Raw genomic sequence first — 13354 nt, 5'->3', positions numbered from 1 at the left:
AATAAAATGAAAAACAAAATGATATATGCGCTTGGCGCAATGATGCTTGTAGGGGTTACTTCCTGTGACCTAACTGAAAAGCCCAGCTCATTCTACGAGAAAGATACTTATTTCGTAACAGAAGGAAAAGCCCAGATGGCCGTAGTCGGAATCTACGACTGTCTTGAAACTACAGACTATTATGGACAAAATATCATGCCGTTCTTTGGTTCGGACGATATGTTCATGGTACGTGGAACCGGTTCGGACGGAACCCGTCGTGATATATCTCACTATCTGTACAACGCTTCCAATACATGGATTGCCAGTGTGTGGAGATGTGCTTATCAGGCTCTCGACCGTGCCAATGTAGCTATTGCCAGCATTGAGGCAATGCCGGGTTTTGCAGAAAACAAGAATCTACAGGAAATTAACGGACAAGCTCGATTCCTCCGTGCTTACATAGCTTTTGACCTAGTGAAATTCTTTGGTGATGTACCGTTCAGCACGGAATATACGAATGGTTTTGGTAATACATCCAAGCCTCGTACCGACCGTGAGCTGATTTATGACCAGATCATCGAAGATTTGAACTATGCAAAAACGCATTTGAAATCCGGTCGTGAAGTGGCATCTTCTGAAATACCTTGTAGCGGCGCTGCCCGTACTTTACTGATGCGTGTCTATTTACAACGTGCCGGCTATAGCTTGAACCGTTCATCACGTCAGTTGACCCGTCTGGACGATACTGCCCGAAAGGGATATTTTGAAGCAGTGATTAAGGAATGGGAAGCTTTGAAGGCCGAAGGCTATCATAATTTTTATGCAAGCGGTTATGAACAACTGTTCAAAAACTATTCTCAACTGACATTGGACAATCAGGAGTCTCTTTGGGAAATTGCTTTTGAACCCAACCAAGGTTTGAAGGATAATGCTGGTGTATGGGCAACTTACAACGGACCACTGGTAGATGCTCCAGGAAGTTACCCCGGCACAAGCAGTTATATGGGACGTGCCAATGCCTTCTTTGTAGTACTACCATATTGGAAGTCTTTCTATGAGTCAAATGAAGATGGAAGCATAAAAGATATACGCCGTGACGTGAATTTCGTGGACTATGCTATTAAGTGGAACAAAAATAAAGAAATTCAGGAAAAATCGCATACTTCTGCCGATATCAACAAAAATCTAAACAGATATCCGGGTAAATGGCGCAGAGAATGGATGGCTCCGGGCTTCATAGATCCCAATAACACGGGTGTCAATTATGCTCCGTTGCGTTATGCCGATGCAGTTCTGATGGCAGCCGAAGCTTATAACGAAACCGGTAACACAACCGAAGCATGGAAATTATTGAATGATGTTCGTGTCCGTGCCGGTGCTACTCCTATAAGTACAGCTAATTATTCAAGCTTGTTAAAGGCTCCGAAGTTGTACGATTTACCATTCATTCCGGATGGTGACGATGCCGGCAAATTCCGTACAGCCTTGTATTGGGAACGTGCTTTTGAACTTTGCTACGAAGGTCAACGCAAATATGACTTACTGCGCTGGGGCATTCTGGAAGCATCTTTAAAAGCCGCCCAAAACTATATGGAATCATGGACCCCAGGACCTGATGAATATATAACGGATGCTGCACGTAAAGATTGGAATGCGGTGAAATGGGCTAAATCCAACTACGTAGCAGGCCACAATTTTACCACGGGAAAGCATGAACTTTATCCGATTCCATTGGCTGAAATTCAGTCGAATGCAGCTTTGAACGGTGAAAATAATCCGGGATTTGAGTAATTCCATTTCCTGAGTATGAACTGACAATGGATGGAGAAATGGAGGAACTGTAATTATGTTTATACTTTCTCCATCCTTGTACACAAGAACGATAATTTGAGCAGATATAACCTATAGAATATACATTATTTATGAAGAAATTTTTATTATTTTGTTACGCAGTTGTTACACTACAAGGATTCTCCAGCTGTTCATCCAGTCAACCTAAGGAAAATTATGGCTGGTTGAAAAATGCAATAGATACTTCTGTGCAACAACTGGAAAAAACAGTGGCCGATGTAGGGGATTCAGTCCTGTTACCCCGCTCCATCTGGACGGGATACGATATGGATTTTCTCTGTAGTCAATTACAAAGAGATCCTGCAACTTTCAAAGACTCCTTACGGGTAAAGCCTGTGAAAGATGCTCTGGGAAGCCGCAGATATTGCAGTTCCATCTATGATTGGACAAGTGGTTTTTTCCCCGGAAACTTGTGGTACGCGTATCAACTGACCGGCATTGAAGACTTGAAAAAGAGTGCTGCAAAATTTACGAATTATCTACATCCGGTGAAAGATTATAAAGGTACACACGACATAGGCTTCATGATGAATTGCAGTTATGGTAATGCATATCGTCTAGCCCCTGCTGACAGTATCCGTCAGATACTGGTGCAAACTGCTGATAATTTATGCGGCCGTTTTGATTCGAACATAGGTTGTATTCGTTCCTGGGATTTCGGAAAGTGGAACTTCCCTGTGATTATTGATAATATGATGAATCTGGATCTATTATTTTATGTCAATCATCTTACCAATGATCCCAAATATAAAGAAATCGCATTGAAACATGCTGAAACAACATTGAAGAACCACTTCAGAAACGATCATTCATCCTACCACGTAGTAAGCTACAATAACGATGGCAGCGTAGAAATGAAATGTACACATCAGGGGAAAAATGATGATTCTTCATGGGCACGCGGACAAGCCTGGGGAATATATGGATATACATCCTGCTATCGCGAGTCAAAAGATGCGGCTTTCTTGCAGCAAGCCAAAGATATTGCAGCATTAATCATGACACGTGTAAAGACTGACGATGCGATTCCTTTGTGGGACTATGATGCCCCGGATACACCGGAGACACCTCGTGATGCATCCGCCGCTTCTGTCACAGCTTCTGCCTTGATAGAACTCAGTACTCTTGTAGAGGATGGACAAGTCTATTTTGATTATGCAGAGAAACTACTCAAGTCTCTCTCTTCCGATGCTTACCTGGCAAAGATCGGCACTAACCAGGGATTTATCCTGATGCACTCTACAGGTTCACTGCCTAATGGGTCTGAAATTGACACACCTATCAATTATGCCGATTATTATTATCTGGAAGCTTTAGCCCGATATATGCAGGTAAAAGGACTTGATTATAAATCGCTTTAAATGAATTTAATATACCATGAAAATAACAAACTATATACTTAGTTTCACTTTTCTACTGGTTTCCCTATGTGCAGAAGCACAGCAGTTGCGAAAGGAAACTTTTGATTTACTGAATCTGGATTATCCGGGATTGGAAAAAGTAAAAGCTGCATGTGCTCAACAACAATGGGACGAAGCAGCCCAAGCTTTATTGGATTATTACCGCCAGCGTACCGGTATAGGGCATCCCGATATCGATATGAAGAATATCAAAATATCCAAGGAAGAACAAAAATGGGCTGATGATGCCTTGGAACATACATTTTTTGTACACAAAGGATATCAGCCTTCCTATAATTATGGCAAAGATATCAACTGGCAATATTGGCCGATACAAGACAATGAGTTGCGCTGGCAGTTACACCGTCACAAATGGTTCACCCCAATGGGAAAAGCATATAGAATCTCAGGGGATGAGAAATATGCCAAGGAATGGGCATATCAATATATGGACTGGATTAAGAAGAATCCTCTGACCACCGTAGAAAAAGAAGAATACGAACTTGTCAGTGCAGGTGAAGTAAAAGGGAATGCTGAAAATGTACGTTTTGCATGGCGTCCTTTGGAGGTGAGTAACCGTTTACAGGATCAAACTCTGCAATTTTTGTTATTTATTCCCTCAAAGGCTTTCACCCCGGAATTCCTGACTGAATTCCTGATTAATTATCACCGGCATGCACTACACATTCTGGGTAATTACTCAGATCAAGGCAACCACCTGTTGTTCGAAGCACAACGTATGGTATATGCAGGTGCATTTTTCCCCGAGTTTAAAGAGGCAGCCGGATGGAGAGAAAGTGGAATAAACATTTTAAACCGTGAAATAAAAAAACAAGTTTATCCGGATGGTGGCCAATATGAACTGGACCCCCATTATCATTTAGCGGCAATCAATATTTTTTGCAAGGCCCTACGTATGGCAGACGTCAATGGTTTCCGTCAGGAGTTTCCTGCTGAATACGTGAATACAGTTAAAAATATGATTGAGTTCTACGCTAATATCTGTTTCCCAGATTACAGTAATCCTTGTTTCAGTGATGCAAAATTAGGAGACCGCCCAGCAGAAATCCGCAATTATCAGGAATGGCTCAAACTGTTTCCGGATTGCGACTGGATCCGTTATTATGCTACTGAAGGTCGTGAAGGTTCTCCCCTACCCAATCTTTCTCATGGAGCCCTGACTTCCGGCTTCTTTACTTTCAGAAACGGCTGGAAACAAGATGCTACTGTAATGGTGGTAAAGGCCGGTCCCAAAGGTGAGTGGCACTGTCAACCGGATAACGGAACTTTTGAGCTCTGGTTCAATGGCCGAAATCTCTTTCCGGATAGCGGCTCATACGTCTATGCCGGTGACGATGAAGTGATGAAACTTCGCAACTGGTTCCGTCGGACAAGTTCTCATAATACCCTGACACTGGATGAGAAAAACTTACAGACCACACAATCTGTTACTAAGCTTTGGAACCCCGAAGGTAATGAACAAATCCTAGTAACAGAGAACCCTCATTATGAAGGCTTAAAGCACAGACGTTCTGTCTTCTTTGTAGACCAATCTTATTTTGTCATTGTCGATGAGGCTGTGGGAGATGCAAAAGGAACAGTGAATCTTAACTATCATTTATGTGAAGGCACTGTAAATGTAGACGATAAAAGTCATATTCTGACCACCGCTTACGACGGGTCAAGCAATATGAAGTTACAATGTTTTGCCGAAAAGAAAGCTTCGATGAGAGAAAAGGAGGGATGGCGTTCCACTGCTTATCGCGTACGTGTACCCCGTACTTCGGTTTCCTTTGATGTGGACAAAAAGGATTCGGAAGCTGTACGTTACATCACCATTATCTATCCTTCGAAAAATGCAGCTTCTTTTCCTGCATTCAAGGCTAAATTCCTGAATAAGAAGTTTGATGAGAATGGAGTGAAAATAGAAATATCTGTTGATGGAAAGAAACGTCAATTGGAGTATAAACTATAAGAAGACTTTTATTATGAATCGCTTATCATATTTATTGTTGCCTCTCACTGCCATCGGAGTCTCCGCTTGCAGCTCCAATAAGACCAAAGAGGAGGTAAAACGTCCGAACATTATCTTTATGATGACAGACGACCATACAACGCAAGCCATGTCATGTTACGGTGGACGTCTCCTTCAGACTCCCAATATGGATCGGATTGCCAGTGAAGGTGTTCGTATGGATAATTGTTATGCGGTCAATGCTTTATCCGGTCCGTCAAGAGCTTGTATCTTGACGGGCAAATTCAGCCACATCAACGGATTCACAGACAATGCCAGCACTTTCGATGGCAACCAACAGACTTTTCCCAAATTGTTACAAGCTGCCGGTTACCAAACTTCAATTGTCGGCAAATGGCATTTGATTACCGAGCCTCAGGGGTTTGACTATTGGTGTATCCTGACCGGACAACATGAACAAGGGGACTATTATAATCCAGACTTCAACGAGAATGGAAAGCAGATTGTAGAGCAGGGATATACTACTGACATTATCACAGACAAGGCTATCGAATATCTGGAACATAGAGATAAGAGCAAGCCTTTCTGTATGATGTATCATCAGAAAGCCCCACACCGTAACTGGATGCCCGCTCCCCGCCACTTGGGGATGTTTAACAATACCGTATTCCCCGAACCCGCCACACTTTTCGATACATACGAAGGTAGAGGCTCTGCTGCCAGGGAACAAGATATGTCCATTGAACACACATTGACCAATGACTGGGATCTGAAACTGCTGACCCGTGAAGAAATGCTAAAGGATACAACGAATCGCCTCTATCAGGTCTACAAGCGTATGCCGACTGATGTACAGGATAAGTGGGACTCGGCATATGCACAACGTATTTCAGAATATCGTAATGGTAATTTAAAGGGAAAAGAACTGATCAGCTGGAAATACCAGCAATATATGCGCGATTATCTGGCAACTATCGTAGCCGTGGACGAGAATATAGGGAGACTGATCAGCTATTTGGAGAAAACCGGTGAACTGGACAATACAATCATTATCTATACTTCGGATCAAGGTTTCTTTTTGGGCGAACATGGCTGGTTTGACAAACGCTTTATGTATGAAGAATGCCAACGTATGCCACTAATCATCCGCTATCCGAAAACAATCAAGGCAGGCAGTGTATCAAGTGCCATTGCCATGAATGTGGATTTTGCTCCCACATTGCTGGATTTTGCCGGGGTAGATATACCGGCGGATATTCAGGGACAGTCTCTCAAACCTATTCTGGATAATGAAGGGAAAACTCCGACAGACTGGAGAAAAGCTGCCTATTACCACTATTATGAGTATCCAGCAGAGCATTCAGTAAAAAGACATTATGGCATTCGTACTGCTGATTTTAAATTGATTCACTTCTATAACGATGTGGACGAGTGGGAAATGTACGATTTGAAGAATGATCCGAATGAATTAAATAATGTATTTAACAAATCGGAGTATGCCGACAAACGGACAGAACTGATGTCACTACTGAAAGAAACCCAAAAGCAGTATAAGGATGATGATCCAGATGAAAAAGTAAATGAGCTGTTCAAAGGCGACAGACGATTAATGAAAAACAGATAATCTATAAAAAATACCATGAATAGAAGAAATTTTTTAAAAAATACAGGCTGGTCCCTTATCGGATTGGCAGCTTCCGGCAGTTTATTATCTGCATGTCAGCAGGGAACTGTTGCAGGAAAGAAAATTATGCCCTCTGCCAGTAATCTGAAATATTTCTGGGGAGATCTACATAACCACTGTAACATAACCTACGGCCATGGCGACATGCGTTCTGCGTTCGAAGCCGCCAAGGAACAATTGGATTTTGTATCTGTCACCCCACATGCCATGTGGCCTGACATTCCCGGAGCAGATGATCCTCGCCTGAAGTGGGTGATTGATTATCATACCGGTGCTTTCAAGCGCTTGCGCGAGGGAGGTTATGAGAAATACGTGGCCATGACCAATGAGTACAATAAGGAAGGGGAATTTCTAGCCTTTGTAGGTTATGAGGCACATAGCATGGAACATGGCGACCATGTAGCCCTGAATTATGACTTGGATGCACCGTTGGTGGAATGTACCTCCATTGAAGACTGGAAACAAAAAGCCCGCGGACATAAAGTATTTATAACTCCACATCACATGGGTTACCAGACGGGCTACCGCGGATATAACTGGAACTTCTTTACGGAAGGAGACCAGACTCCGTTCGTAGAGATGTATTCCCGCCATGGATTGGCAGAGAGCGATCAGGGCGATTATAATTATCTGCATGATATGGGGCCTCGCCAATGGGAAGGTACAATTCAATGTGGATTGGAGCAAGGTAAGAAATTCGGTATTATGGGCTCTACGGACCAGCACGCCGGATATCCGGGCAGTTATGGTGATGGGCGTATAGGCATACTGGCAGAGTCATTGACCCGTGATAAGATTTGGGATGCCATGAAGAACCGTCACGTTTGTTGCGCTACCGGTGATAAGATCAATATAGATTTTCGTCTGAACGACGCTTTTCCGGGCGACGTGGTACGGGGTAACAGTCGCCGTATTTATTTGAATGTGGAAGGCGGCAGTTGCATCGATTATATAGACATTGTCAAGAATCGAAGATGCATAGCCCGTTTAAGTGGTCCGTTATTGCCCGAAATGCCGGAAGGAAACATGGTACGTTGTAAGGTAAAGATTGAATTTGGATGGAATCGTGAAGAGCAGTACGTACACTGGCAAGGAAAGCTATCTATCAGCAAAGGAACTATCAATGCTGTGGAACCTTGCTTCCGTGGCGCTGCCTTCACCTCTCCGCAACCGGGAGAACCCGAGTTTGAAACAAAGATCAACCGTATTGTGTCTGTTACGGACAAGGATACGGAGTTGGATATGTACAGCTCCAAGAATCCGAACACCACCACTCCCGCCATGCAGGCCGTCATTCTGGATGTCACTATGCCTAAAGACGGTATGATTACGGCAGAGTTCAACGGCAAGAAGTTTGAACATTCACTGGGCGAACTTCTGGAAGGTTCCCGCTCCCATTTCATGATCGGATGGCTTAGTGAAGCTATTCTATTCAACCGCGCAATGCCGGAAAGTTGCTTTATGGTTGAACATTATATGGAAGACACTGAACCCGAAAGAGATACGGACTATTACTATATCAGAGTTCGCCAGCGTGACCAGCAATGGGCATGGAGCTCTCCTATATGGGTGGAAAGAACATAATGTTTCCTTATTTGATGTAATAAATTATGAGATACGCAATTGGCATTGATTTAGGTGGCACATCTATAAAATATGCTTTGGTAGATAAAGCGGGTAATTCTTTCTTTGAGGGAAAATTACCCTCTTTTGCTTCTGTTTCGGCTGCAAAAGTGATGGAACAGTTGATAAAGGCTGCCACCTTACTGAAAGATGAAGCTGCAAAACTGAACTGGACCGTACTGGGCATAGGACTTGGCACGCCGGGAATTGTAGATGAAACAAACCGTATCGTACTGGGAGGTGCGGAAAATATTATCGGCTGGGAAAATATAGATGTAGCCTCCCTTATGGAGAAACAGATGAGTCTACCGGTAGTTGTTGGAAATGATGCCAACCTGATGGGACTGGGAGAAACGAAATACGGTGCAGGAAGAGGTTGTACCCATGTGGTGTTTCTGACTGTGGGAACCGGTATCGGCGGAGCTGTCATTATTGATGGCAAGTTGTTCAATGGATATGCTAACCGGGGTACGGAGTTGGGGCATGTACCGTTGATTGCCAACGGCGAGCATTGTGCCTGCGGGGCGGTCGGTTGCTTGGAGCATTATGCTTCGACTTCCGCCTTAACAAGACGTTTTAGCATATTGGCAAAAGAGCAAAATTTGAGTTTTGATACGGAGATAAACGGGGAATTGATTGTTCGCCTCTATCATGAAGATTTCCCGCTGGCTGTCGAGTGCATGAACGAGCACTTTTACCATTTGGGAAGAGGAATTGCCGGCTTCGTCAATATCTTCAGTCCCCAACGGATTGTGATAGGAGGAGGTGTTGCAGAATCTGGCAGTTTCTATTTAGAGAAAATAAGGGCGGTAGTCAAAAAGCACGTAATAGCAGACTGTGCCCTGAATACCAAGATTGTGGCTGCCGGATTGGGCAATAAAGCCGGTCTTATAGGTGCAGCATCACTAATTCTATAAACAAACGAATTATTATGAAAAATAACAAGAAATGGGGTATGCTGGCATTGATAATGATGTTCTGGTTTACCATTTCCTTCATTACAAACATTCTCGGACCGTTAATTCCTGACATTATCCATAACTTTGAGCTGAAGGATCTGGCAATGGCGGGATTTATCCCGACTTCCTTCTTCCTAGCTTATGCCATCATGTCGATACCGGCAGGCATATTGATAGATAAATATGGAGAAAAGCTGGTGCTGTTTACCGGTTTCCTTATGCCATTTATCGGAACCGTCTTGTTTGCATGTTTCTCGTTTTATTCGATATTACTGGTGTCTTCCTTTATTATCGGCTTGGGAATGGCCATGTTGCAGACCGTAATTAACCCTTTGCAGCGTGTTGTCGGTGGAGAAGAGAACTACGCATTCATAGCCGAATTGGCACAGTTTGTGTTTGGAGTAGCATCGTTTATCAGTCCTTTGGCTTATACTTGGTTAATACATGCGCTGGCACCGGGAGTCTATCAGCCGGGAAAGAATTTCCTGCTTGATATTTTGGCGGACATCACTCCGGTCACTCTTCCCTGGGTTTCCCTTTATTGGGTATTCACAGTGTTATTGCTGATTATGCTGCTCATTGTTTCGTTGGTCCACTTCCCGCACATTGAACTGAAAGATGATGAACGCAGCGGTTCTTCGGCTTCCTACAAGAAATTGTTCCGTCAAAGATACGTATGGCTTTTCTTCCTAGGAATCTTTTGTTATGTCAGTACGGAGCAGGGAGTTTCTATTTTTATGAGTACTTTTCTGGAGCAGTATCATGGCATTGATCCGAAGACCGTGGGTGCACAAAGTATCAGTTATTTCTGGGGTTCAATGACTGTCGGATGTTTGTTTGGCATGTTCCTGCTGAAGTTGATAGACAGTAAGCGTTTGCTGCAAATATCGGGCATACTTTCCATGAGTTTGCTGTTAATTGCATTATTCGGTTCCGCAGAAATAGCGGTGTGGGCTTTTCCTGCAATAGGCTTTTGTATCTCCATGATGTACTCCATAGTGTTTTCACTTGCCCTGAATACAGTAACCCAGAATCACGGTTCTTTTGCAGGCATCCTTTGTTCCGGAATAGTAGGAGGTGCAGGTGGCCCGCTGCTCGTCAGCTTGGTATCCGACGCCACTTCGTTGCGAACAGGCATGTTGCTTATTCTGATTTTCATGGGATACATTACGTTTATCGGCTTCTGGGCACACCCTTTGGTTAATAATAAAACAGTTAGCTTGAAAGAGCTGGTTACCTTCAAAAAACAAAAATAAGATTCTGAGATGAAAAAGATAATATTGGGCTTATCCGTCCTCTGCCTGTTAATGGCATGCGGCAGTTCCGAGCAGCCTGCCGTGATAAAGGTTTCCGAAGAAACATTGATGTATGAAGTCCGTGCAACTCCCTCTCCTGCCGATGGCACATACGTCAAGGTAAATCCGCCGCGTTTCATGTGGCCGGACAAATTCCCTCATTTAGGTCCGGTGTTGGATGGAGTTCCGGGACAAGTAGATGAAAAGCCAAAAGTAGTTTACCGGATTCGTATCTCCCAAGACAAGAATTTCCGGAAAGATGTCCTTACCGGTGAACGTGCCTGGGCTTTCTTCAATCCTTTCCAGTGCCTGGCACAAGGAAAATGGTATTGGCAGCATGCTTACGTTACCCCCGAAGGTACTGAAGAATGGTCGCCGGTTTACCAATTCTATATAGATAAAGATACACCGGAATTCAATCCTCCGACTTTAGAAAAAGTCTTGGCGAGATATCCTTCCCATCACCCGCGTGTGTTACTGGATGCAGATGACTGGGAAAATATAATAGCGAAAAATAATAATAATCCGGAAGCCCGGACTTATATGGACAAGGCTTCCCAATGCATCTCCCGTCCGTTGAAGCATCTTCAGGAAGAGATAGATACCACGAATGTAGTTACGTTGACCAACATTGTGCAACGTGAATCGGCCCTCATCCGCGAGAGCCGTAAGATTGTAGACAGAGAAGAGGCCAACGTGGAAGCATTGGTCCGTGCTTATTTACTGACAAAAGACGAGAAGTATTACCGGGAAGGCATTAACCGCCTGAGTGAAATCCTTTCCTGGCAAAAAAGCAAATACTTTGCAGGCGACTTTAACCTGTCCACCCTATTATCGATGAGTACATCCGCGTATGACGGATTTTATAATTTACTGTCACCGGAAGAAAAGCAACTGCTGTTGGATAACATCCGCAAAATTGGAGATAAGTTCTATAATGAATACGTGAACCATCTGGAGAACCGTATTGCAGACAACCATGTGTGGCAGATGACTTTCCGTATCCTGACGATGGCGGCATTCGCTACGGTCGGTGAAATACCGGAAGCGTCCGTATGGACAGATTATTGTTATAATGAATGGATTTCACGCCTTCCGGGCCTACATAAGGATGGTGGCTGGCACAATGGGGATGCCTATTTCCATGTAAACATACGTACCTTGATAGAAGTGCCGGTCTTTTTCTCACGCATATCCGGTTTCAACTTCTTTGCAGATCCGTGGTATAACAACAATGCCTTATATGTTATCTATCAGCAGCCCCCATTCTCCAAATCCGGAGGGCATGGCAACTCACATGAAGGACAACGCAGTCCGAACGGAGGGCGCATAGGATATGCCGATGCCCTGGCACGCGAATGCAACAATCCGTGGGCAGCTGCTTATGTACACGAAATTATGCAGGAAGACCCTGACATCCTGTCGAAAGCTTTCGAAGCCAAACCAGCAGATTTGACCTGGTATCGCTGCACAACCCCGAAGGAAAGGCCTGCTTATAGTAAACATCTGTCGGAACTACCGGAATCCAAAGTCTTCAAACAAACAGGTACTGCCCTGATGAATACCGACATAGGGCATCATGCCAACAATGCCATGCTTTCTTTCCGAAGCAGTCCTTATGGTTCCACATCCCATGCCTTGGCCAATCAAAACGCTTTCAACACCTTCTTTGGGGGTAAGGCTATCTTTTATAGCAGCGGGCATCGTACCGGATTTACAGATGATCATTGTATGTATGCCTACCGGAATACCCGTGCCCATAACTCCATATTAGTAAACGGTATGGGTCAAAAGATAGGGACAGAAGGCTATGGTTGGATTCCCCGCTACTATGAAGGTGAAGAAATCTCTTACGTTGTAGGCGATGCCTCCAACGCCTATGGGAAAGTAGTTTCTCCGTTGTGGCTGGAACGCGGACGTTTGTCCGGCACTCAATTTACACCGGAGAAAGGTTGGGATGAAAATAAGCTGGAATTCTTCCGAAGACATGTCGTTCAGCTCGGACGTTCGGGTTTGTTTGTTGTTTACGATGAACTGGCCGGCAAAGAACCGGTAGAATGGAACTATCTGCTACATACGGTGGAACTGCCTATGGAGGTGGTTAAAGAGGAAGGAGGGTTGCGCATCTTGGGTAAGAATAAAGCGGATGGAATATCGATAGCCCATTTATATTCTTCACAGGAGATGACTTATGCACAAACGGATACATTCTTTGTAGCCGCCCTTGACTGGAAAAAGCGTCTTGGCAAGGCTCTTCCTAATCATTATCATTTCACGGCAACGACAGCTCCTTGCAATAAAGTGTTTTTTCTCAATATAATCGATGTACATGGAAACAACCGTGCCGATGCCGTGATAAATCATCAGGGAAATCACATCACAGTAGAAGGATGGGTTATTGAATGTAATCTGGATAGTGAAGGTAAAGCGTTCCTGCATATAGAGAATAAGCAGAACGGTGCTTCACTGGACTTCAACTATAATTCGAATAAGGGTGCTACGACTATCGTCGATCAGGTAGACGGAAAGAGAATAGAGAAAAGACTGGTTGATTCCTTACCGGAACCTGAAATATAAAACCGAAT

At 43.9% G+C, this 13354-nt stretch carries 8 protein-coding genes; all 8 read left to right on the top strand.

Features of this window, described 5'->3' with window-relative positions:
* Positions 1-6: 6 nt before the first annotated feature.
* Complete coding sequence (locus tag BACINT_RS00855) at positions 7-1773, top strand: RagB/SusD family nutrient uptake outer membrane protein (RefSeq protein ID WP_007659819.1); 1767 nt, start codon at positions 7-9, stop codon at positions 1771-1773.
* Between the two features lie 131 nt (positions 1774-1904).
* The gene (locus BACINT_RS00850; protein WP_007659818.1) at positions 1905-3194 is read left to right on the top strand and encodes a DUF4995 domain-containing protein; all 1290 of its coding nucleotides are present in this window, start codon (positions 1905-1907) and stop codon (positions 3192-3194) included.
* 16 nt (positions 3195-3210) lie between these two features.
* Positions 3211-5208, top strand: coding sequence for a heparin-sulfate lyase HepC (gene hepC, locus BACINT_RS00845; RefSeq protein ID WP_007659816.1), 1998 nt, complete (start codon positions 3211-3213; stop codon positions 5206-5208).
* 13 nt (positions 5209-5221) lie between these two features.
* A complete protein-coding gene (locus tag BACINT_RS00840) occupies positions 5222-6832 on the top strand; it encodes a sulfatase family protein (protein WP_021967665.1) in 1611 nt (536 codons plus the stop codon).
* 15 nt (positions 6833-6847) lie between these two features.
* Positions 6848-8476, top strand: a complete 1629-nt coding sequence (locus BACINT_RS00835) for a hypothetical protein (RefSeq protein WP_007659812.1) — start codon at positions 6848-6850, stop codon at positions 8474-8476.
* Between the two features lie 26 nt (positions 8477-8502).
* The gene (locus tag BACINT_RS00830; RefSeq protein ID WP_007659811.1) at positions 8503-9432 is read left to right on the top strand and encodes an ROK family protein; all 930 of its coding nucleotides are present in this window, start codon (positions 8503-8505) and stop codon (positions 9430-9432) included.
* Positions 9433-9446: 14 nt separating this feature from the next.
* Positions 9447-10730, top strand: a complete 1284-nt coding sequence (locus BACINT_RS00825; RefSeq protein WP_007659810.1) for a sugar MFS transporter — start codon at positions 9447-9449, stop codon at positions 10728-10730.
* Between the two features lie 9 nt (positions 10731-10739).
* Positions 10740-13346, top strand: coding sequence for a DUF4962 domain-containing protein (locus BACINT_RS00820; protein WP_007659809.1), 2607 nt, complete (start codon positions 10740-10742; stop codon positions 13344-13346).
* Positions 13347-13354: the final 8 nt, after the last annotated feature.

This window comes from Bacteroides intestinalis DSM 17393 (assembly GCF_000172175.1).
Classification (GTDB): domain Bacteria; phylum Bacteroidota; class Bacteroidia; order Bacteroidales; family Bacteroidaceae; genus Bacteroides; species Bacteroides intestinalis.
This window is presented reverse-complemented; position numbering and strand designations above follow the sequence as displayed.